Source organism: Plesiomonas sp. ISS29, from assembly GCF_056522795.1.
On sequence record NZ_JAWRZQ010000001.1, the window covers coordinates 2,245,905 to 2,269,812 of the forward strand.

Genomic DNA, 23,908 nt, shown 5'->3' on the forward strand with positions numbered 1-23,908 from the left:
CATACTAATTTGTTTAGGATAACCACTGCTGCATTTAGTGCGTTATTCTAACTTGTTATCTACCTATGACTAAGCCAATCCCCTTAACCGTGGTATTGGCTTTTTTTATTTTATCCCACCCTATTTATTTTTATTCTTTTAATTTTTTTATCTCTTATCTCTTATCTCTTATCTCTTATCTCTTATTTTGTAGCACCTGCTCCCACTGGCTCTTTTTCTGCGTTTTATGTGCGATACAGTGCTGCAACATGGCGGATTTTTTAATCAGTTCTATGCTTAATTTCAGCGTGGCAAATTTGGGATATAAGCCACAAAAAAAGCAATGGCGATGCATAACAGCATCATAACCGACAAGGAAATAGATCATGAGATACCGCATTCTTACTGTCATCATTCCTGCTATTCTGCTTGCTAATACGGCTCATGCTGCTGAAATTTATAATAAAAATGGTAATCAGCTCGATTTTTACGGCTACATCATGGGTGATTACCACTTTGCCAAAAAAAATGATCTTTCAACCTACGGCGATCAAAGTAACTCTCGCTTTGGCTTGAAAGGAACCACCATCATCAATGATAACCTTAAAGGTTTTGGCCATATCGAATATAACCAACCATTGAGCAGCAACCAGAACCCTTTCTGGGGAAGTGATGGTGAAATTCGCCTTGGTTATGCCGGTATTACCCACGAAACCTACGGTACACTGCAATACGGCCATAACTGGGGAGTAATGTACGATGTCACCGCCTATGCCGACATGCTGCCCGAGTTTGGTGAAGACACGCTCGGCTACTTTTCAGAAGTTTCAGCCAGTAGCCCGATTTCACCAGACTCAATGTTTGGTACAGGGCGCGGTGATGGCATGCTGCAATACCGCTACAGCTATACCAATTTTGACGTGGGGATACAATATCTGGCCCAAAGTACTGGCGTACAGACTGACGGCGGCGGCATCTCACTGCAATACACCTTTAGCGATCTGGGTTTAACACTTGGCAGCGCCTATAACTCGGGCGGTAAAGATATGCAGGCTATCCGTAATCTAAGTGATACCCCATTAGCCGCTGATTTTAATGAAGATACCGCTGATATGTGGTCAGTCGGCGCAAAATATGACATGAACAATATCTACTTATCTGCTGTTTATGCCGAAACCAAAAATCTTCAGCCTTATGTGGATATCAACAGCAACAACAATTTTGCTGATAAAACACAGGCCTATTTCCTGACTGCCCAATATACGTGGGATAACGGCATGACACCGGGTATTGCATACGCGCAAGGCAAAGCAAAAAACCTGACCGGTTATGGCGATCAAAACTACAGCAAATATGTCGATCTTTCGCTGACTTACACCATTAATGCCAACTTTACCACTTACGTTGATTATAAAATCAATTTGTTGGATCAGAATGACTACACATCGCAAAACAGTGTGCTGACAGACAATGTCACCGCCGTTGCCATGCAGTACGCATTTTAACCTGTTGCACTCTTTTCTCGCTTTGCACGATTAAGGCGCATTTGCGCCTTTTTTATTACAGAGTTGATTGTCAAGCACACACGCAAGCGGTATAAGAATAAAGGAACTTTTCTGACTTTCATGGATGCTATCACACATGTTTGAACACATCATTGCCGCACCAGCCGATCCTATCCTCGGGCTTTCAGATACGTTTAAAGCAGACCCGCGATCCCACAAAATAAACCTCAGTGTCGGCGTATATAAAGACGATGCCGGTTTAACACCCGTACTGCACTCAGTAAAAAAAGCCGAAAAACGTTTATTAGAAGAAGAAAACAGCAAAAACTACCTTGGCATTGACGGCATTGCCGCGTTTGGCACATCCACACAAACACTGCTGTTTGGCGCAGATAGCCACATTATTGCCACCAAACGCGCAAAAACAGCACAATCCCCGGGTGGCACAGGGGCACTGCGTATTGCCGCAGAGTTTATCGCCCGCCAAACCTCGGCAACCACCATTTGGATCAGTAACCCAACATGGCCAAACCACGTCAGCGTTTTTAAAGCCGCCGGCCTTGAAGTGCGTGAGTATGGTTATTTTGATGCCAATAGCATGTCGCTCGATTTTGATGCCATGCTGACTTCATTAGAGCAAGCTAAAGCCGGTGATGTGGTTTTATTCCACGGCTGCTGCCACAACCCTACCGGTGTTGATCCAACACCTGCACAGTGGGATCTGCTGGCAAAAAAATCAGCCGAAAAAGGCTGGCTACCGCTGTTTGACTTTGCCTATCAAGGCTTTGCAAAAGGGTTGGAAGAAGATGCCTATGGCCTGCGTGCGTTCTGCGCAAACCATAATGAGCTTTTAGTTGCCAGCTCATTCTCGAAAAACTTCGGTTTGTATAACGAACGTGTCGGAGCCTGTACCCTTGTTGCCGCTGATCAGGAAACTGCCGAGCGTGCGTTTAGCCAGATAAAATCGGTGATCCGTGCCAACTACTCTAACCCACCGGCTCACGGTGCTGCCGTTGTTGCCATGATCTTAGCTGACAGCCAACTCAAAGCTGAGTGGGAAGCCGAGCTTGCCGACATGCGCAGCCGTATCCACCAAATGCGTGAGCTATTTGTGGCAAAACTGCAACAATTGGGCGCAGACCGTGATTTTAGCTTCATCGCCCAGCAAAATGGCATGTTCTCATTCAGCGGTTTAAACCCGCAACAAGTAGCCCGTTTGCGTGATGAGTTTGCTATTTATGCAGTAGGTTCAGGCCGTATTAACGTTGCTGGTATTACCACGCAAAATATCGACCCATTGTGTCAGGCGATTGCCAAAGTACTCTAAGCGCTGCAGTTTTCAATACGGCAAAAAAAGCACGGTAAAGCAAATACTTATTTAAGGGATACACACCACCATCAGCCACGGTTAACTCTGTGGCTGATTTTTTTTGCTTAAAAATAAGCGTGACAAACTTCTCATTTCTTAGAGTTCGACACCATACTGATACACACGACTGATACCCACAGTAAACCCACCACTCAATATCAGCAGGAGAGCCTAATGGAAAGTGTGCACATGCGACCGGCCATCAAAAAACATTGCCTGACTCTGCTTTGCTCGGGCAGCCTGCTTGCCGCCAGCGCCGCACTGATGCTGTATACCCTGCAACCAAGCTGGTTTTTCCTCTGCCTCCTGTTTGCACTGGCGGTTTATCTGGCATGGCAGGGGCTGACCCGCTGGCGAGAGCCGGATGTGGGGCTTACACTGTCAGAAATGCATCTGCAATATCACCATCGTAGCGGCGGATGGGCGCTTCCGTGGCAACACATTCAGCGTATCGGCATCCCTTGCCATCAGCAGGGGTTACAGTGGGTTCCACTAAACTATCTGGGTATCCAGCTCAAAAATCGGGCCGATATTATTGATCGCATTACACCAGCACTGATTTACCGGTTATTACGTGAGCAGTGTGAACTGGTTGATATTGGGCTGGAACAATTAGGGCAAGAAGAGATTGATGATCCGCAAGTAAACACTCTACTGTACAACCCCGCAGCAATAGAGATTAACCAGCGAGTCTATAGTGATGAGGAAGCGATGCTACTGCACCGCATGCAACTGTGCCGTCGCCTACTTGGGTACGATCTGTATATTCCGTTCAGCGCACTCGACCGCTCTGCCGATGAAGTTATTGCCCTCTCTCGTGTCTATCGTGAACGAGAGTCCTCCCACAAAGAAGTGTAAAATCGGCGCTTATACCAGCGATACCCGCCACAACAAAAACGGTTCGCTATCTACCATTATGAACAAACATGGCCAGCGAACCGTCTTATCCATACGAACAATATCCGCACAAAGCGTACAAAATCCGTACAAAATCTCAGGGGAACTTACCAGCCCGGCATTTCTTCTCCTACAAACGGGTTAGTCCGTTTTTCATAGCCAATCGTTGAGGTTGGCCCGTGCCCTGGTACAAACAGCGTGTCATCGGCCAGCGGCCAGAGCTGATTACGAATAGAAGAGATGAGCTGCTGATGATCGCCCATCGGGAAATCACTGCGCCCTACGCCACCTTTAAATAACACATCCCCCACAAACGCCACCTTAGCCTGCGTATTCACAAATACCACATGTCCAGGGGTATGCCCCGGGCAGTGCAATACCGACAGCGAAAATGCGCCGACCGTGATATTATCGCCATCGTTCACCCAGTGATCAGGCACTAGCGCGCCACAATCAGGTAAACCAAACATCTGAGCCTGCTGTGACAATGAATCAAGCCAGAATTGATCGGCTTGCTGCGGGCCGTAAATCGGCACTGAAAAATGGTTGGCGATCTCACGCGCTGCCCCAACATGGTCAAGATGCCCATGCGTTAACAGCACTTTAGTCAGCGTAACACCCGCCTGAGTGACCGCATTAATTAAGGTTGCAGCATCACCGCCAGGGTCAACCAAGGCCGCTTCAAGGGTCTGATGACACCAGATAAGAGAACAGTTTTGCTGGAATGCTGTAACTGGCAAAATATGGTATTTCATGGTTAATCCAAAATAAAAAAAGATCTCAGTTCAGATTTTGCAATTTTATCCACTTAAAAAGCAATTTCTTCTCATCAAACTGAACAAATTGACCCATAGTATAAGTAACGACAAAAAGGATTTATGTCATGTTTGATGCCATCTACACAGAGCAAAGTGTGCCTGCAGCAGAGATGCAATACTGTATCGCCAAAGCCAGCCAGCTCTATAGTGTGCCCGGTATTTTGCTAAAGGCCATATCTCAGGTCGAAGGCGGAAAAAAATGGACTATCAGTAAGAACAGCAACGGCTCTTATGATCTTGGGCCAATGCAGATCAACACCATTCATCTTCCGCGTTTACAAGCACAGTTTCCGGGTTTAACGTGGCAAGCGCTGGCCAGTAATACCTGCCTGAATGTGGCCGTTGCCGGTTCACTGCTGCAAGAGCACCTGTATCAGTGTCAGGGCGATGTCTGGTGCGCCGTAGGTAACTACCACTCTAAAACCCCTCAGTACCACATTAACTACCGTACCAAAGTGGTAAACGCCTACCTAAGCCTGCTGATTGCCAAACAAAACAGAGCACAAGTTACTAAAAAAACAGCCATACGTAACACGGCCAAACAGTCATAACCTATTACTTTAGCAACTAACGTTAACCACTCTATTTCACCTGCTGCTTGTAGCCGCATATCACTCTGCTAATCTGTTATTTTCTCGACTAAAAGCCCCGTAGCAATTGGTTACATCCATACAGATTTATCCCCCTTTAAAACTGTTACCATAGCGCTTAAAACGCATTCATAGTATATGCACTTGAACCTGATATAATACGGGTTTGATCGAGTACTCATTGTACTGTTCATATCTGCATACAACAGGTCTACATACAACAGGCCAAAATTGAAATATAAGGTGGAGTAATGAGGTTTAACCAGAGCCTGACCAATTATCTTTATGTCAGGCCACGCTTTATCTTTGCTATTCTTTCGGCATGCATGGTCTTTATTATGCTTCCTGCTTCAGTCAGGCCATTGACAAAATTAATGATCTCGTGGGATGTTTTTGCCTACTTTTATATTCTATTTTTATTTGGAAAAGTCAGGACAACGGATATATCGAGGATTCGTGAAGTCACTAAAGGCGAAGATGAAAGTGCCAAAATGGTGATTTTCTTTGTGGTGTGTGGCTGCTTATTTAGCACACTGGTTTTACTGCTGGAATTAGCTACCGCGGGGCAACTTGCCGGGCAGCAAAAGATATTACATCTGACAATGTCAGCTATTACACTTTTTGCTTCGTGGGCACTATTACCGATGGCATTTACAATGCACTATGCCCATATTTTTTATTATGGCGAACAGCAATCAGATGAACCATCACTATTATTTCCCGATAAAATAGACACCCCATCATATTGGGATTTCCTCTATTTCTCTTTTACCATTGCGGTTGCCTGCCAAACCGCTGATGTATGCGTAGCCTCTCAGGAGATGCGTAAAGTGGTTCTTTTGCAATCTGTCATTTCCTTTTTATTTAACATGACTATACTGGGGTTATCGATTAACATTTGCGCCAGTTTATTTTAAATAATATTGATGATCTCGCCGCTAATATATTGGGTGGCGAGATCATCATTTTCTATCTTTCTATTGTGCTATAGAGGCAACTCGTAACTCATGTGAATATGTAGCAGCATAAATAGAGAAACCATAAAATTTTTCACCATCTGGCACACTCCATATACCTGTTTTAACATCACTTACATCCGAACCATTTATACCCTTTTTATTACCACACGTTACATCTTCTTTTCCATCTGAATACTTCAATATGATTTGGCTAAGCGTAACCTCATCACCACTTCCTGGCGCATGTTCATAGACTCCCCAAGATACTTCAACTGAAGAAACATTAATCCCACTCGCAGTTATCCTTGCACCGCCAGAACCACCTGTGATACCTAATTCAGGTGTTCCAATTCCATCGACTATTGCACCACATTTGAAAATCATCTCATTACTTTGACCCAAAAGGTAGTTTCTTGTTTGATCACCGTTATGACGCTTACCAAATATTTGGCTTAAACTGGTATTTACTACATTCACCCGTGCAGAGTCACTAATGGAATTATTTTTCACTAACATTGCTGTTATATTAGCACTCCCTATATCTTCCCCTGTAACTAAACCATTATTAGTGATTTGGCCACTCACCACTGTTGCAACATTTCTATTATCGCTACTCCAGTTGATTTCAGGGCTATTCGTAACATCAATACCGAATGTACCATCAGACATGGTAGCTTCCAAATAGAAATTTTGTGTTATAGCTTTTGGAATATTAATATCAGACGGGGTTACACGCAGTGCAATAATTTCTGCATCTGTCACGGTTAACTCAGCGCTATCATTAAAAGGATTATCTCCATCCAAGACTTGAGCACGAATAGTCACCGTCCCCGAATTAACACCGGTTGCAATACCATTCTGCGTTAGCTGACCGGTAATAATAGTTGCTGTATTCGGATCATCACTATTCCAACTCAATGTTGGATCATCTGTTAAATCAACTTGTTGACCATTATTCAATATCGCCTTAGCTGTAAACTGAAAATTATTTCCATTAGCAACAGATCCACTCTCTGGTGTAATCTCCAATCCAATCATCACTGCATTATTAACAGTTAAAACTGCATCTGCATTAAATGATTGATTATTAATCATACCAGATGCTCTGATTATTACTTCACCAACAGCAACTGCAGTAACACTTCCTTTATTCTCAGCCGCATTACTCACGGTAGCAATAGAGGTATCAAGGCTATACCAGCTTAATAACGCATGATCAGTCACATTGATAATCTCTCCATCTGACAAAAAGGCAGTTGCACTCAGCGAAATACTCAGCCCTTCGGTCAATGATACTGGCGTTGGTGTTACTGCCAACCCGGTAACTACGGCATCGGTTACCGTTAAAGTTGCGGTATCCGTAAAAGTCTCTCCCTGAACAACACCTGAAGCACGGATGACTGCTGTACCAGTACGAACTCCGGTTGCAACCCCTTGTTTATCATCGCTCGATCCGACTGTTGCCACCTCAATATCATCACTGCTCCAAGTGAGTACTGATTCTTTAGTGACATCACGCGTTGAACCATCAGAAAATATCGCAGAGGCAGTAAATGCATAATCTAGACCAACAGGGATCTCACCTGACTTCGGCTCTATACGTAAGCCAGTAATCACTTTATTGTTAATAGTCAGTTTAGCTGTTGCACTAAATACCTTTCCATTAGCGCTTCCTGATGCTGTTATTATCACAATACCGGGCGCAATACCTTTAGCTTGCCCTTTAATGCCAGAAGCATTACTGATAGTTGCAATGGTTTCGTCACTACTTGTCCACGTTAATTCGGTCAATCCGGTAACATCAAATGTTGAATTATCCGAGAGAATGGCCGTGGCGATATAATCTGTTGTTAGCCCTACAGCAACGTCTGCAGTTGGAGGAGTAACTTGCAATCCGGTAACAACGGCATCTGTAACCTCAATAGAAGCCGTTGCCTCAAAATATTGGTTATGCTCATTGGTGCCAGAGGCCGTAATTATCGCATTACCCACATCGACCGCCGTGACCAACCCTTTATTGTCAACAGTCATCACTTGAACATCACTGCTGCGCCACGTCACGGCAGTATTAGTGGTAACATCAATAACTTTTCCGTTACTCATCTCTGCAAACGCAGCTAGTTGCATTTCAAGCCCTACAGGTATACGGCCTGTTTTAGGGGTAATCTGGAGCGCAGTGATAACAACAGCATCTGATTGTAATGGAGCGCCCCTATCCTCTCCACCACACCCCCCCAAAATAAGCGCCATGGCACCTATAAATAAATATTTAAAATTAACCATTTTGATGTCAGCTCCCTTGTTTTTGACAAGCTCTGATAATAGTAAATACCCAGAGCTTCAGATCCAGATGAGATAAATATTGGCACAGAAGCTAATACTAAAAATCAAAGTGATAAATAACACCAAAATTGAATATGCTTAAATTTGTTCCTCCGGTATCACTCCCCCCTACATTATTGATCCATTGATATTCCAGCGTAGTGCTCCAATTGTTATTGAATGCATATTCCACTCCAGTTCCCAGTATGGATGACCAACCATTATCACTCGCCTTATGGGTAAACCCTATCTCACTGCCGGTCACTTTCATATTCCACCGAAGCGTTCCAACTTTGCCAAATACCGACCACTCATCATTAATTTGCCAATAAGGTTTAAAATTCAGATAAACACCTTGCGTTTCCGATTTATATGGTACGGCTTGAGAAGGGTCTCCAAGCGCGGGATAGATAGCATTAATATTGCCAAGTAAGTCATAGCCGGCTTCAACAGCTAAGAATTTATTCAGCTTATAACCAACAAACAGCCCACTGCCCGTAGTAGCTTGATCACAATCAATTGCATGTGATTCACAACTTTTTTTCGCATTAACAACCCCTACTTTAGCACCGGAATACCAGTTTCCTGATACTGTTGCTGAACTCACACCAAATGATAAGAACGATAATAATAATAAGGTTGCAACTCCGAACCATGCCTTTGATGATTCGATACATTTTAATATACTCATATTTATATTCATGCCACTGCGTTATTTTTAAATAATAAGGATAGGAAGAACCAAGCAGCTAACTTACAATGCCACATAGCTAATTATACATATAGTTAAAACATATAATTCGAATGCATAGCTTAAAGAATATCAATCCTATACCTTATTTATTTGAGTGGTCAATACTCATAAAAATAAATACACATGGAATTTTATTCCCATGTAAAAACAGTGAGAAATAATATGATTAACAATTCATCATTGACATCAACCCCAATTAACCACCCACTGCCATTTCAACCTGAAATGACAACATTAATATCAACTACATACAACACATCAAAGGCAAGATTTATTTTTCACATGAAATGGGCATCATTACACAATAAATCACCTCATGCTAATTTGTGAATTACCTTACCATTAATGATTTAACAGCATTTTCAAATGGTATTTTATTCAATGTAACAATAAAAATAAGCAGTTGATTTAAAGTAATTTAATTAAAAATAAATAGGTTATTTTTATGTTCATTAGCCACCAGCATAAAATAAAATCAGATTAAATCACCTAAAACCATTGTTTATAACTGGTCTATTATATCAAGATAAACAACATTAAAACCTGATAGCAAGCCCAGTAACTTACGAAACGTTTTCTTGCTCCTGTGGCCAACAGCATGGGCAATAATACGCGTGAAATGAGGCGCTCATGCATACCTCAACCAACATGGTCGTTTTTTATTGCCGATAAATGACCACATTTCATTGAGTTAGCGAAGAAGCTGAATTTGCTGATTATCCAGAAGAAGAGAGGTTGAAAGGTTTAAGCTGCCTATGCGGCAGTGAAATGGCACACTAAATTTGGCAAGTTCGGCATTTCTTTTCGTCCATAATCTGCCTGTTTCCATTGTCAGGAACAACATATCAAAAACAGGCGATTACACAATCTCGGTTACAATCTCGTCGCTAGGTCAACCTGAAAACATGTCCTTCAAGTGTGCCTTATACCTTTCAAAATCGCTCTCTACCTGAGGATTTTTTATAACATCATTACACATAAAGGTGCTCAAAGGAGACATTCCCAAAAACTGATGAGCTTTGTGAAATGGCAAGTACACACCGTCAACACCGACCCCTTCAAAAAACTGAGAAGGATCAGTAAATGCATCTTGTGGAGCATTCCATGTAACCGAAAGCATATACCTTTTGCCTTGAATTAACCCACCTGAACCATACTTTTTGTTGTTATCACTTCTTGTTCTCCCATCGCTTTGATACAAACGACCGTGACCGATGGTAAACACATCATCAATATACTTTTTCACAATCCAAGGAGTTCCCATCCACCATGCTGGATTTTGGTGAATGACGATATCTGACCATAACCATTTTTCAATTTCAGTCTCTATGTCGTAGCCATCATCGACCTCAGTAACTTTTACATCATGGTTCAACTCAGTCAAATAGCTTTCAGCCAGTTCTACCAAGCTTCTATTGAGTGTTCCTTTGGAGTGAGCAAACTTTTTGCCGCCGTTGATAATCAACACATTACTCATTTTAGTCATCCCACTCTGGTGCAAGACCATCAGGGCTAACTTGACGCCCGTTACGCTCAAGACTATCGATCAAATCAATATCCTCACTCGATAGTTGGATTTGCTGAGCGTGAAGATTGCTGATTAAATTTTCGCGTTTGGTTGACGAAGGGATCACTGCAAATTTCTTTGCTAACCCCCATGCTAGTACAATTTGTGCTGGCGTCGATTGGTACTTACTTGCGATATCAATGATCAAAGGATTTTTTAAAACTTCTCCATAGGCTAGGGTCATATAAGATGTTACTTGTATACCGTTTTCTTGCATAAATGACACTAGTTTTGGGTTTTGCAAGTACGGACTTAGCTCAATTTGGTTCGTGGTAATATTTTCCTTACCAACTGCATCAAACGCTTTGTTTAATAACTCGATATTGAAATTTGATACGCCAATTTTCTTGGTTAGCCCCAACGATTTTGCCTCAAGAAGTGCTTGCATATACTCTTTGACATTTTTGTTTGCGCCAGGCCAGTGAATCAATGTTAAATCCACATAGTCGGTTTTTAGCTTTTCTAAACTCTCTTTGAGGCTTGGAATGAGTTTAGCCTTAGACATATTGTCTACCCAGATTTTCGTTGTGATGAACAATTCTTCTCTAGGTAAGTTTGACTGAACTAATGCTTCTCCAATGCTCGCTTCGTTACCATAGATTTGAGCAGTATCAATGACACGATATCCAACTTCTAATGCGTTTAGTACTGAACTTTTTACCACTTCGCCCTCTAAGCGAAAAGTGCCTACACCAAATGAAGGTACTGTCATAATGTCTCCAGAATATTTATGTTGTCGTAGCTGTTAGTGCAAACTTTACTTGGTATAACTAATTCTTTAAAGTTAACATTAATCAATTTAGACTTTACAAAAGGTAATGAATGAAGTCGACTTTGGATGAGATGAAAGCACTAGTTGCTGTTGTAGATACTGGAACTGTGCGAGGAGCATCAGAAATTCTCTCCGTCACACCAGCAGCGGTGAGCAGAACCATTTCAAGGCTAGAAGCAAAGCTAGAAACCACTTTATTGAGTCGTACTACACGTAGGCTGAGTGTTACGTCGGAAGGAAGCATTTACCTAAAAAGAGTTCGAAGAATCCTCGAAGAGGTTGAATTAGCTGAAGATCAATTAAGAATCCAGAAAAATACGCCTTCAGGTTTTTTACGCATTAATGCAGCAACGCCCTTTGCAATTCATGGGCTTACTCCTTGCATTTCGCGTTATCAAGCCCTCTATCCTGACGTTGAAATCGAACTTACGACAAACGAAGAAAATATTGATTTAGTCGGTAAGCACACCGATATCGCTATCCGCATTGGTCAACTTAAAGACTCCTCATTGAGAGCGATATTTATTGGCAATAGCAGAATACGCATTGTTGCCAGCCCTGAATATCTAAAAAAGTTTGGCGTACCAAGTCGTATCGATGAACTATCCACTCATAAGCTATTGGGGTTTAGTAAGCCTGAAGTTCTGAAAAATTGGCCACTCATAGATGAAAATGGCAAGATCTTTAAATCAACGAGTAACTTACGAGCAGATAACGGTGAAGTCATTCGTCATTTAGCGCTAAGTGGAGCAGGCATCGCATGCTTATCTGATTTTATGACATATAGAGATAGGAAAAGTGGCAGCTTGGTAGAACTATTCAAAGAGTCTTCTCTCAAAATTGAGCAACCCATTCATGCTATTTACTATAAAAACTCAGCAACATCTCTGCGAATTTCATCATTTATCGAATTTATCAAAAAGAACCTAAAAATTGATAATAATGAGTTCATGTAGCTGAGAGTAATCTAGGCAAACTCACATCACTAAAGCCCCTTCTCCTTTAAAAGGCCAACAAGGTAGTGGCCAAATTCAGTATGCCATTACACTATCTTTTTAGATGAGAGCGAGACATTTTCTAAGCTGCCTATGCGGCAGTGAACACGGTTCAAGTGCAGTGCAGGTAAAACTCATTTTTCTAAGCTGCCTATGCGGCAGTGAACGGCCGGATGTTATTGATGCAAAGCTAGTGCTATTTCTAAGCTGCCTATGCGGCAGTGAACACGGCCTTTCTGGTGTGATTTTCGAGGTAATATTTCTAAGCTGCCTATGCGGCAGTGAACCGGATAAGTCAAATTATGAATGGGGATACAAATTTCTAAGCTGCCTATGCGGCAGTGAACAGGTTTGCACACGAAAAACACACGTGCCAACTTTTCTAAGCTGCCTATGCGGCAGTGAACGTTCAATAGTCATTAAAGTCTTTTGCTTTAGTTTTCTAAGCTGCCTATGCGGCAGTGAACTGCTTGTTCTGCTCGTTGATGTAGGGTGTCTCTTTCTAAGCTGCCTATGCGGCAGTGAACGCAGCTTTGCTAGCGCACGAATTCCATATGCATTTCTAAGCTGCCTATGCGGCAGTGAACTTCAATATTGATAATGTGAAATGCACGATTGATTTCTAAGCTGCCTATGCGGCAGTGAACCAAGGCTCCCTGCGTTACCTGCGTGATTTTATGTTTCTAAGCTGCCTATGCGGCAGTGAACAGTCTACCGAATTTCTCACCGTTGAAACTTGGTTTTCTAAGCTGCCTATGCGGCAGTGAACGGTCTGCTTTGGACATGCCAGATGCATTAGCTTTTCTAAGCTGCCTATGCGGCAGTGAACAAATTCGCATTGGAGGTCAAAACGACCCGTCCTTTCTAAGCTGCCTATGCGGCAGTGAACTACTGCACTGGCTTAAGACAGGTATCTGATGATTTCTAAGCTGCCTATGCGGCAGTGAACAGATCGATGCTAGTGGCCGCGTTTTCTGTAATTTTCTAAGCTGCCTATGCGGCAGTGAACTACCTTTCGCATCATCTTACATCCCTACAACTTTTCTAAGCTGCCTATGCGGCAGTGAACAACGGCGAATTCGTATCGCTAACCGCCAATAATTTCTAAGCTGCCTATGCGGCAGTGAACTGCTATAGCTGATTTTTTTAATAACTTGTTCATTTCTAAGCTGCCTATGCGGCAGTGAACATAGATTGCACATCTGATAGCTCTTTTGAGAGTTTCTAAGCTGCCTATGCGGCAGTGAACTTGATGTTGTGATCTCTGCATACTCGCCAATGTTTCTAAGCTGCCTATGCGGCAGTGAACTTACAAAGCCGCTACTGCACAGGCTACGTTTTTTTCTAAGCTGCCTATGCGGCAGTGAACTGATCTGGCGGGTCGATGCCGGTGATTTTAGTTTTCTAAGCTGCCTATGCGGCAGTGAACCGCTGGTGCACTCAGTTTATCACCCCAATCAATTTCTAAGCTGCCTATGCGGCAGTGAACCAAACAAACCCATGACAGGCTGCTCACTAATTTTTCTAAGCTGCCTATGCGGCAGTGAACACAAAAACCTATCGAGATTAAGATTATCGATGCTTTCTAAGCTGCCTATGCGGCAGTGAACCGCGGCTACCCAAAACAGCAGACTGTAATGACTTTCTAAGCTGCCTATGCGGCAGTGAACCAAGCAAAGCCTTTTCTAAATTGTCCTTGTCTTTTCTAAGCTGCCTATGCGGCAGTGAACAGATTCAGTACTGGCTAACTAAAACCACATCATTTCTAAGCTGCCTATGCGGCAGTGAACGCAATCACTACGGCTAACAACATTGCGTATATTTTCTAAGCTGCCTATGCGGCAGTGAACCATCATCTAATCGGTCACGGGCAGGGCGGAACTTTCTAAGCTGCCTATGCGGCAGTGAACGCACCAAGCTGAATAAGTTTTCCCATTTCAATTTTCTAAGCTGCCTATGCGGCAGTGAACGTTATTGTTGTTGGCCACATTTGACCATCAACTTTCTAAGCTGCCTATGCGGCAGTGAACGTGACGGAACAGGGGTAGGCCAAGGTTTATTATTTCTAAGCTGCCTATGCGGCAGTGAACAGTTAATGAGAACTTTTGTAAATTTTATGATGTTTCTAAGCTGCCTATGCGGCAGTGAACATGGCTGGTGAGCTTACGCGTATCGGTGGAAATTTCTAAGCTGCCTATGCGGCAGTGAACGCGAGATCACAGGAGTTAGTCGACCAACAGTATTTCTAAGCTGCCTATGCGGCAGTGAACGACTTCAGCCAATTCTAAGCCGCCTTTTCTAATTTCTAAGCTGCCTATGCGGCAGTGAACATAGCCGAGGCTGTTGGACTGATAAGCGGGCTTTTCTAAGCTGCCTATGCGGCAGTGAACCAACGCTAAAGCGGTACGCAACGGACTGGGACTTTCTAAGCTGCCTATGCGGCAGTGAACTAAGCACTTGGAATACCAAGGCAACAAGCTGCTTTCTAAGCTGCCTATGCGGCAGTGAACCTCACCACTTTCATGGATAATCACTGTCTCAATTTCTAAGCTGCCTATGCGGCAGTGAACATGATCACTTTTAGATCAGGGCGCTTTGGCAATTTCTAAGCTGCCTATGCGGCAGTGAACGCGCGGAAAGATTGCTTGAATATCGCGCAATATTTCTAAGCTGCCTATGCGGCAGTGAACGGTTCAAATTATGACGATTAACTAACTCGCGGCTTTCTAAGCTGCCTATGCGGCAGTGAACGAAAAGATTGCGTATTTCCTTTGGTTTTTTGCTTTCTAAGCTGCCTATGCGGCAGTGAACGAAACCGCCAAGATCTTGCGCATGCCTGAAAATTTCTAAGCTGCCTATGCGGCAGTGAACAGTAGAATAAATCAATAAAAATAAGTTGCAACAGACAGTTAGGATAAAAATTACATTTTTACCTATTTAAAACCACCTATTGCAACCTATTGTATTTAAATCACATTTTTAAAGATCGAAAATACAAGGTAAAACTTACCTTTTAGTTCAATTTAAAAGTGTGGAACGGTAGCCAAAACTGGCTGCCCATTCGCTTTGGCACTCAAACCATAACAATCGAAGCCCCCATCTTGTGATGCGCTTTGTTGATGCATTTCAATAAACAGCGGGAACTTGCTGTTTTTATCTGGTGAACGCTGCTTAGTTTGCTGACTATGCAAGTAAATAAACGGCAAAGGGCACAATGCTGTCGGTTTGCTGTGTTCTAAATCCGCTAAACATTCCTCTAGTGGTTTACCAGATTTAGCTGCCCATAATGCGGCTTTTTGCTGCATATCTCGTTCTATTCGCTCCGGCGATTTTACCTGTTTGCGCACAAAGCTTACGTAAGTCACATCGTTCGGTACCGGTTTGATCCCTTTGATATGCACATAATCTTCTAACCGGTTTAGCCATTGATGAATGGCCAACTTTTCCAGTGTCGCTTGCTCCTTAGCAAATAGACGCAACTTACTGCCCAGCGGAAATTGTGCTTGGCGATATTCAGGAAAACCGACCGCAACGAATGATTGATTGCTGCCCACTTTGTGCTCAACCAGTGCAATATGGGCCTGTTGAAAAACATTTTGCCAAAGAAAACCCAACGAAATATCGGCATCTGGCAATAAGGTAATTTCTTGGTAGTAGTTCATCACTGCCACCTATTTATCACTTTCACCAAATACACCACCACGCACTAAGACAGCTACCACGTAATGTTCATCCTCTTCACGAGGTAAGCTTTCACCTCGTACCCACTTATCGAAGAATGTGTAAAAGTCCTGCTTATCTTTAGGAGTGCGAAATGCTTTACCTAAATTAGTTACAGCCCCATAAGGCTCAATTGCAATTGCTCCTGCGCTTTGCTCTTCGGATGCGTATTCTGGGTACCAAGTATCAATTGAGCGCAGAGCGTTACCGATTTTTTGTGAGTGCATCGCTGCATGGTCATTGATTGCATAAAGAATTTTACTTTTCTTGGCTTTGCTGTTGCCTTTATCGAGGACTAACTCTTCACTTGGGTAGACTTCTTGCGCTTTACCGACCTTGGCGTAACAGTCAATTTGCAGTATCAAATGATCGGCTTCACTGGCGAGCGCCTGTGCAATTCTGTCGGCCAAACTATTAATTTGTGAATCGTTATGATCAAAGTGTCGAGTACTAAATTGTTTAGCATTAAAGGTCCACGCGTGCTCTGCCCCTTTGTTCAATGCTTTGACTTGCACTTCAATATCTTCTGCACCCACTCGATTGCGCCATAGGAAACGTGCGTTGGCAAGGTTGGTGGCATAGCGTTTTGCCAATTCAAAACAGCCATGCTTGGTGATGTACTGCTCAACCGCAGCACTATAGCTCTGCTTGAATTGCGCATTATTACAAGCCGAAGGCTGGGCGAGCCCACCTAATACTTTGAGAGTGAAAAGCAACTTTAAGGTATCTTGCGCTTGTCCGAGAGCGCAAGCATCCACTCGCTGTAAATTTGCTTTTTCAACTTCAGCATTCAGCTTAGTGGGATCATTTTGCACTGCAGCTTTTAAGCGATTGGAGATGGTGCCACGTACCGATTTTTCTTGCAGGGCTAAAGGGATTGCTTGGTCTTTCATTTCCCAGTTGCAACCGAAGAGATAGCCATCGGATGGCACTAATTTTTTTTCAAATGCTAATACTGAGGCGGTATCGTTATTTTTAGCCATGGAGTTATTCCTTATTAATATTCGTTAATAGCATTCACTTGCTGACAAAGGTAAAGATCGTGTTCTAAATCGGTATGGTATTGCCAAAGGATGTCATCGAGATTTTTGATTTTGTGCGCCATAACAAATTCACCCAGTGTGACCACACTTTCGGCAAAACGATGCGGCACTGACGGATCGCGCTGATTTTTTGCCTCACCTAATGGTGAAATGCCCTGAAAACCGGTGGCAATCGGCACAATCCAGCCACTCGTTTTGCGCTGACTACGCCAAACAACACTTTCATCTTCAAGCTTTTCACATCCATGGTGTACAGTGAGGTAACCAATCAGCGCATCTAACGCGTCATCGCCTCGCTGCATCGCTTCAATCATTAAATCGCGACGTTCGATCAACACATAACCTGGCATCAATTGATTGAGTAACCTTCGGGCCTCTTGATCACTTTCAATATCAATGGATTGATTAAATGGGCGCAGCATAGTGAGAACGTCTCCTCCTGCAACTTTCATTGTCGCGATCACTGCTTGCAACTGCTGCGCAAAGTCTGCCTGATGAAGCGCCTCGTCATTGCCACTCCACTCAATGACGAGGGACACATCTAAGTGACAGCGAGCTTCCTCAATAAATGCCGAGCGTGAACCATCCTTATCGAGTGGATTACCTGTACCGATAATCGAATGGACAAAATCGCCCTCACCTTTGTGGGTTTGCAAATTACAGTGATGGCTAACCACAGCGACACTTTCCAGCATTAATTCAGATAAACCTGATTGGTTCAGCTTGCGCTCTAAGGCATGCACAAAGCCTAACCATGCGGTCATGGCCGGAAAGCCTATGGTAAACGGGCTTGAAAGCGCATTGGCGTTATGAATTTTTAGATGCGGAAGAATTAATACATTCATCGCAAGTTATCCTTATTGCTGGCAACCACGTTCTCAATCGCCAGCAGCTCTTGGTCAGCCAATGTAACGGGATTGGCGATAACTTTGCTGCGGCTGTAGTGGTTGATTAAGCCACGGGCAATGTGGCGAGTAAGCTTATCGAGCCACTCATCCTCTTGGTTACGCTGTTGCTCAAACTCAGGATAGAGCCAGACTCTCTGTTCTAATGGTAATGCACTCGACAACTCACCTGAATAATCCTTAAGAAACAGACGCACTTGCCACATTTTTTCAATCACCAAATCAACATATTGCTGAATGCGGTAGTCGCGCCCATCACGGATATTGATGTTGTTGTAGTCGGTGAGGAAGAGTCTATGTAGCGCTTCAAGCACATCTTTGGCTTGCCAAGCGGTAAAACTCTCTTTGAAAAAATCCGTTTTTGGCAGATGGATATCGCGGGGTTTTAACTCGGGTGGCATGGAGGCTAGCAGATGCGCCTTACCTGCATTTTGGTTATTAAGCACGCTGATATTTTGCGGTTTTGTCCCCCCAAAACCAATCGTGGTTAGGCCAAATATCTCTTGATAACCAGCTGGGTGAAATTCATTAGCTTTTTTGCACTCTCTTGCCTCTTTTACCGTATCACCAAACCTAAGAGCATCGAGACGTTTACGTAATTCAAAAAGATGGCCGGAATGAGTCAATAGCGACAATAAATGATATTCACCATCAGCTATCGGGAAATAGACTTGCTTAATCTTCGAGCTGGATACCGTTTCTTGGTCGCTATCGACCATTTTTAAGAAACCATCGCGTAGTGTCTGATAATCACACGTTGACACATCAAGTAGCTGACGAGCTAACTCGCTCTCTTGCTCAATATGTACAAGCAAAGAACGTTGGTCGCTCATCTCTAAGCTCAAAAACTTGTATACATCTAATGCCGCAGCGTTACCAAGAGCATCTGGCTCAACGCTCACATTACCGGAGCGAAGAAAACCATCAGTCCGTGATTTATTCTTGGCAACAATAGATGACACATAGCCATTTTTATTTTTCCGTGCACTCGGGTGGCTAAAAGTACAAGGATGTGAAGCAACTGAGATTTGCCCCGCCCTTTTGGCCGCATCAGGTAACCAGTTGGCTAACAAAAAGTTATTTTCGCACTCCTGTTGTTTTTCCAGTACTTCTGAATTTTGCATCGCTGCACTGATGTTTTTCTTCAGCCATGCTTCTTTGCGTTCAGCAAAAAAGGTGGCTATTGCGGGATCTAACACGCTACTCCCCTCCATTATTTGACCTTAACCAATCCTAGCTGGTCGTTATAGCTGTATTGCTGATTACCTTCACGGTAGATAAAACTGATTTCGCCATACCGAACTGACGTCGCAAACTCCTGCTCAGTACTTGAGCTGTATAAGCTAACTAGCTCACTGTAATTGCGTTGTAGCCAGAGTTTTTGCTGCAGCTCTGGCGCAAGCGGCTGATGTTCAATATTTAAGGTGCGTTCAATTGGATGTAAACCGCCTTGCTCTTCACGCAGGCAAAACTCGACGCTGCGCTCTTTTTTGACGAAATAGATTTGTACTGTGGGCTCACTTTTACGAAAGCGTTTGAAGTATTGTGGTAATGCGGTAAGCCACCAGTAGCCGTGAATATGACCATGTAGATGCTCATTCCAAAATGACTGCGGCGAGCTGTTGCGACGATTACGACTGTTGTATCTATCCTGACGACTTATATTGGCCTGCTGAGGTTTGCCAATTTGATCAGTGCCAAGGGTTTTCTCTGTTGCATAGTGCTCTAAATCCGCCAAGTTATTGTGTGGTTCTAGCGCAGCTCGCTTTTGAATACGTACAATGGCATTGACCGATTGCAGCAATGACTTTTCATCCACTAACTCGCATAAATCATGAGTGACGAGCTGAGTGGCTTTATCTGTTTCATAGCCTGGGTGGTTAAATACTCGCTCTTCTCCCCCCCTGAAGCCTTTGACGTTGTATTGCAACAAGCCAATATTGGGCTCCAGAATCTCTCCATCACGGTGTCTTCGTACACGACCGGCCATTTGAATTATCGAACGGAAAGAAGAAGGTTCAATCACGGCCCAGTCAAAATCATGGTCACGCCCCACTTCCTCTACGGGGGTCGCTACCAGAATAAAAATCAGGTTTTTCGCTTGGCAAGCTGTTAGATGTTCACGAATCACTGGATGAGCAAACGCAATAGGTAATTCTCCCGTTTTCTCTTTGCGCTTGAGTACCTCATCCAAATGCTTTTCTTGAGTATGACGCAGCAACAGCACTTGCTGACTGTGATATGCCATGCAGCGCACTTCAGTATCTGCTGGCCAATCACAGCTGAGTAGGTATTGGGTTAATTCGACACAAGGTTGAATATTGGCAAGGCGCACCACGCCAAACGAAACCCATGTTTGGCTTTCTGGATCTAATGTGCAGTGGTGCTGATGTTTATCCAAAACTGCTTGTTTTACTATCTCGAAATACTGCTTTTCAAGCGGCTGACTATCCTGCTTAACACATTGAATAATGTGAGCTTTACGCTTAGCGATTTGCTGTTTTAGTTTACAGATTCGTTTATTAATAAAACGTTGTTGGAAAGCCTCATAGGCGGCTAAGTCAGGATCATCACAGCCAACCATCTGTGCATCCGTACTAAATTCATCGACATAAACACAATTAATGCTGGTAGTTCGATCACGACTGGCCGCAAACACTGCCCAGCCTTGGCGATAAGCATTGTATAAGCCAAGTGCTAAATCCGGCGGTATAGTGGCTGAAGAAATCATCACTTTGCGCCCTAGCATGCCAGCCAAATGCACTAATCGGCCAATCGCAATCAGATCATCGCCCGTGAAATCGTCAATTTCATCAATCACCAAGTCTGATGACATTAAACGCAAGCAAGGCAGTATATAACGCCCACCCCGTTTGGTTTCCGTCGCAGCCATAATGTGATCTATGGTGCACACCAGTACCGGGGCATACAGCAATTGACGATCTTTTTCTTTGGTTAAAACGGTAGTGAGTTCTTCTTCAGGCAACACACCTTGCCAATCCAAAACATCGTTTTCATCTTGAAGACTTTCCAAAGACTCAGAACCATCATCAGCTTGTTCAGGTTCAATGTCGTCAATTTCAACCGCCTTGCCCGATTTATGTAACTCCGAAATTGCCTTAGAGCCAATAAGCACTGCCAAGTCGCTCTCTTGCAGTTTGAGCCGTTCTTTATATTCGTCACCAGTTTGCAAAGTGAGTGTGCGCAAGCCAAGTGCCAGAATAAAACGCAGGCTTTCACCATCTTCAGATAACGCCTGCATAATTTTGGCGTTGGCGATGGTTTTGCCACAACCGGTACTGGCCATGTTCACGACAAAATAGCCTTGGCTTTTATCTTCCGTGTGTTCACGCCACTCATTGATTTTGCGTACCGCTTTGTCTTGCCAACGAAATGCTTTAGGCGTTTTAACCTTAGGTGCAAGCTCACTGAGCGCCGTGGCTTTTAGCGGCTCGGTTTCAAAAAAAGGCAGTAACTTCACCGTATTCGCTGCTACTTTAGCGACATTCACTAAGTGCTCATCCAGCTTTTGCTTCCGCGCTTTGGTGGCGGGATCGGTGTTAGCGTATAGCTCTATCGACGTTTTCCATTGATGATTATTCGGTTGTGAAGAGTAATAGTGATCACCGAGCATCAAACACAAACGCGCATGATGTAAAATCCCCCGCCAACTACCATCATTCATTGATTGCTCTAGCAAAGGCAGGTGATGCAATAGATCCTTCGCACGACGTTTAAGCTCGGTAAGCCAAATCGGTGAGTTGGAGAGCAGCCCCAACGGAAACTCAAAGCATTTAGGCAGCAGCGCATTGTACTCATCAAAGCGGTTTTCATAGCCCCATGCTGGGGTAATTCTGGCAAGTAGTTCAGCCAACGAGGCATTACTTTTTTCACGCTGTTGTAAACATAACTCTTGTTCTTTGGGTAAAGGTAATCGGTGATGAGACACTATCAGCCAAGCAAGCAGTGAAGCCGCAACAGGCAACTCAGCAAATGCCTTCTCTTTTTCTAACGCCTTGGGATTAAAGCAAGATTCATCAATACCTTGATTAATCAGCGAGTTCAACCAAGTTTCATCATGATTTTCGCGCGTTTGACTAGAAACCCATTGATGAAATAGCAGACAAGATATCCACTCATGGCGTAACGGATCACCTTTATGTTTAGTTATAATTTCTGGGTTTAATTTTTCCTGAAACAACAGAGAAGCTTTACCCCAATCGTGCAGCAAAGCGGCCATGCCAGCGAGTACTTTGATAAGAGGAAGGTATTTCCAGTCACTTTCATACTCACTATTGAATAAATCTTTCTCTGTACTATTAACCGGCACAATTCCCTCAAAATTAAACTTCTTTTTGTTACCCACTACCCATAAAAACTGACTACGAGAACGAGAACGGAGCCAGTGGCAACTCACTGCGGTGCTACGGCTTGCCGTTTGGCGTAGCATTTTTTTGACTGTTAACAGCCCCTCTTCCGTGATTAAGGTTTGCCACGTGTTATCTCCAATCCGGTTGGCAAACGCATCCAACACACGCCGAGTTTTCTTAAGCGCGTTTTTCTCACACTGTGAGATGAAAGTGACCATCATAACGAGCAATCCTCACTCTCTTCTTTGCTTTGACCTTGCAGCGCGACGTATTTCACGGTTTCAAACATAAAGTCGAGTGCTTTATGTTCAATAAAGGCTTGCAGAATTTGTTGGCGAAACTCTTGCTCGGTAGCATTTTCTTTGGCACAGATGAATGCCCAGGGCAGCACAATGGCATCTTTAATTAAGTCAGCCACATCGAAAACTAAGGCTCCCCTTCGGGTTTTGCCATGCATAACAGCAAAACCATGAGGGATGCCAAGCACCCACAAGCAGCTTGCGGCGAGTCCATAGGCTAAATAGTTACCGTGATTCAAAAAATCGTTGGCTTTGTCGGTGCATTTTTTGTCTGGCTGATGCTGGCGAGTAAAACCATCTTTGCCTGTGTTATTGGCGGCATACTTGTAGAGTGCTTTGGTGAGTTGCGCTTCAGTGAGGAGCAGATCGGCAGGTTTGCTGGCAGATTCGGTACGCTGATGGAATGTTTCAAGTGATTGCTTTATCACTTCATCTTGCAGATTAAATTTCTCCAGCGTTAATTCTCGGTCTGATCGCCAAACGCGCTGCAAGTAATCAATTCGAGCATTTTGAAATTGCTTAGCGGCCGCCAAGCGTTTTTCATCATCAAACCAGAATGAGAGCCAGCCTTGTAGGTATTCTGTCGGGCGATATTCACTCTGTGGCGTGAACCACTCCACTTCACAAGCCATGTGCAATGGCGTACCACCGCCACCACAAAACCCGACTAAGACACCTGCTTGTGAGAGCATGCGCATTGCGGCTTGGGTAATTGAGGTGCCATTGCCAAGCATCAGTACTGTAGTATTAGCAATCGGAATATTGAAATAGAGGTTTTCTTTTTCTGCTTCAGTTAGATAGAGAACTCGACCATCTTTTTGCATCACCCTACAGTATTCTAGGTAATACATATTGGCGCGCTTTGAATGCAGGATCACTTTAAGATCCAAGGAAGATAGGTCATCCATTACTTATGCCCCCTATTTATAATTCTTTACACCTATTCGGTTACTACTGAGATTCAATCAGGTTAAGTTACTATTCAGGTATACAGCCAGTAGCAACTCAGAAATAGGCAAATCATGTTCCAGTGGTAAAAGAGCA

17 protein-coding genes, 1 pseudogene and 1 CRISPR repeat array are annotated in these 23,908 nt (G+C 43.6%); of the genes and pseudogenes, 6 read left to right on the forward strand and 12 right to left on the reverse strand.

The window, feature by feature from the left end; all coding sequences use genetic code 11:
* The first annotated feature begins 365 nt into the window (after positions 1-365).
* From AC1HDJ_RS10140 to AC1HDJ_RS10150, 3 genes are all read left to right on the forward strand, one after another.
* Positions 366-1,484 (forward strand): porin, encoded by a 1,119-nt coding sequence (locus AC1HDJ_RS10140; protein ID WP_479535623.1) that lies wholly within the window; start codon positions 366-368, stop codon positions 1,482-1,484.
* A 136-nt stretch (positions 1,485-1,620) separates the two neighbouring features.
* Positions 1,621-2,811: an amino acid aminotransferase gene (locus tag AC1HDJ_RS10145; RefSeq protein WP_479535625.1), complete on the forward strand. Its 1,191-nt coding sequence runs from the start codon at positions 1,621-1,623 to the stop codon at positions 2,809-2,811.
* Between the two features lie 216 nt (positions 2,812-3,027).
* A complete protein-coding gene (locus AC1HDJ_RS10150; RefSeq protein ID WP_479535627.1) occupies positions 3,028-3,711 on the forward strand; it encodes a DUF2982 domain-containing protein in 684 nt (227 codons plus the stop codon).
* 146 nt (positions 3,712-3,857) lie between these two features.
* On the opposite strand, the gene AC1HDJ_RS10155 is transcribed toward AC1HDJ_RS10150, so the two are convergent.
* Positions 3,858-4,505, reverse strand: coding sequence for an MBL fold metallo-hydrolase (locus AC1HDJ_RS10155; RefSeq protein ID WP_479535629.1), 648 nt, complete (start codon positions 4,503-4,505; stop codon positions 3,858-3,860).
* 128 nt (positions 4,506-4,633) lie between these two features.
* On the opposite strand from AC1HDJ_RS10155, the gene AC1HDJ_RS10160 reads away from it, so the two are divergent.
* Both AC1HDJ_RS10160 and AC1HDJ_RS10165 read left to right on the forward strand, forming a co-directional pair.
* The gene (locus AC1HDJ_RS10160) at positions 4,634-5,119 is read left to right on the forward strand and encodes a lytic transglycosylase domain-containing protein (protein ID WP_479535631.1); all 486 of its coding nucleotides are present in this window, start codon (positions 4,634-4,636) and stop codon (positions 5,117-5,119) included.
* Positions 5,120-5,409: 290 nt separating this feature from the next.
* A complete protein-coding gene (locus tag AC1HDJ_RS10165) occupies positions 5,410-6,075 on the forward strand; it encodes a DUF1345 domain-containing protein (protein WP_479535633.1) in 666 nt (221 codons plus the stop codon).
* 60 nt (positions 6,076-6,135) lie between these two features.
* On the opposite strand, the gene AC1HDJ_RS10170 is transcribed toward AC1HDJ_RS10165, so the two are convergent.
* From AC1HDJ_RS10170 to dkgB, 5 genes and pseudogenes are all read right to left on the reverse strand, one after another.
* Positions 6,136-8,400 carry an Ig-like domain-containing protein gene (locus AC1HDJ_RS10170; RefSeq protein ID WP_479538072.1) on the reverse strand — a complete coding sequence of 755 codons (2,265 nt, stop codon included), beginning with the start codon at positions 8,398-8,400 and terminating at the stop codon, positions 6,136-6,138.
* Between the two features lie 97 nt (positions 8,401-8,497).
* Positions 8,498-9,130 carry an outer membrane beta-barrel protein gene (locus tag AC1HDJ_RS10175; protein ID WP_479535638.1) on the reverse strand — a complete coding sequence of 211 codons (633 nt, stop codon included), beginning with the start codon at positions 9,128-9,130 and terminating at the stop codon, positions 8,498-8,500.
* Positions 9,131-9,719: 589 nt separating this feature from the next.
* A pseudogene (locus AC1HDJ_RS10180) lies at positions 9,720-9,929 on the reverse strand (IS1 family transposase); the annotation flags it as partial.
* Between the two features lie 156 nt (positions 9,930-10,085).
* A complete protein-coding gene (locus tag AC1HDJ_RS10185; protein ID WP_479535640.1) occupies positions 10,086-10,670 on the reverse strand; it encodes an NAD(P)H-dependent oxidoreductase in 585 nt (194 codons plus the stop codon).
* Between the two features lies 1 nt (position 10,671).
* The gene (gene dkgB / locus AC1HDJ_RS10190) at positions 10,672-11,472 is read right to left on the reverse strand and encodes a 2,5-didehydrogluconate reductase DkgB (RefSeq protein WP_479535642.1); all 801 of its coding nucleotides are present in this window, start codon (positions 11,470-11,472) and stop codon (positions 10,672-10,674) included.
* 110 nt (positions 11,473-11,582) lie between these two features.
* Between dkgB and AC1HDJ_RS10195 the strand changes: the two genes are divergently transcribed.
* Positions 11,583-12,488: a LysR substrate-binding domain-containing protein gene (locus tag AC1HDJ_RS10195; protein ID WP_479535644.1), complete on the forward strand. Its 906-nt coding sequence runs from the start codon at positions 11,583-11,585 to the stop codon at positions 12,486-12,488.
* 118 nt (positions 12,489-12,606) lie between these two features.
* A CRISPR array of direct repeats spans positions 12,607-15,398; the repeat unit is 28 nt; unit sequence TTTCTAAGCTGCCTATGCGGCAGTGAAC.
* 152 nt (positions 15,399-15,550) lie between these two features.
* On the opposite strand, the gene cas6f is transcribed toward AC1HDJ_RS10195, so the two are convergent.
* From cas6f to cas1f, 6 genes are read right to left on the reverse strand one after another with little or no spacing between them, the layout of a single operon-like run.
* Positions 15,551-16,189: a type I-F CRISPR-associated endoribonuclease Cas6/Csy4 gene (gene cas6f, locus AC1HDJ_RS10200; RefSeq protein ID WP_479535646.1), complete on the reverse strand. Its 639-nt coding sequence runs from the start codon at positions 16,187-16,189 to the stop codon at positions 15,551-15,553.
* A 9-nt stretch (positions 16,190-16,198) separates the two neighbouring features.
* Positions 16,199-17,230: a type I-F CRISPR-associated protein Csy3 gene (gene csy3, locus AC1HDJ_RS10205; protein ID WP_479535648.1), complete on the reverse strand. Its 1,032-nt coding sequence runs from the start codon at positions 17,228-17,230 to the stop codon at positions 16,199-16,201.
* A 14-nt stretch (positions 17,231-17,244) separates the two neighbouring features.
* Positions 17,245-18,135, reverse strand: coding sequence for a type I-F CRISPR-associated protein Csy2 (csy2, locus tag AC1HDJ_RS10210; RefSeq protein WP_479535650.1), 891 nt, complete (start codon positions 18,133-18,135; stop codon positions 17,245-17,247).
* Positions 18,132-19,394 (reverse strand): type I-F CRISPR-associated protein Csy1, encoded by a 1,263-nt coding sequence (csy1, locus tag AC1HDJ_RS10215; RefSeq protein ID WP_479535652.1) that lies wholly within the window; start codon positions 19,392-19,394, stop codon positions 18,132-18,134. Before csy1 ends, csy2 begins: the two co-directional genes overlap by 4 nt.
* Before the next feature lie 14 nt (positions 19,395-19,408).
* A complete protein-coding gene (gene cas3f / locus AC1HDJ_RS10220; protein WP_479535654.1) occupies positions 19,409-22,786 on the reverse strand; it encodes a type I-F CRISPR-associated helicase Cas3f in 3,378 nt (1,125 codons plus the stop codon).
* On the reverse strand, positions 22,783-23,772 hold the full coding sequence (gene cas1f / locus AC1HDJ_RS10225) for a type I-F CRISPR-associated endonuclease Cas1f (protein WP_479535657.1): 990 nt from the start codon (positions 23,770-23,772) through the stop codon (positions 22,783-22,785). The genes cas3f and cas1f overlap by 4 nt, the downstream gene beginning before the upstream one ends.
* Between the last annotated feature and the right edge of the window lie 136 nt (positions 23,773-23,908).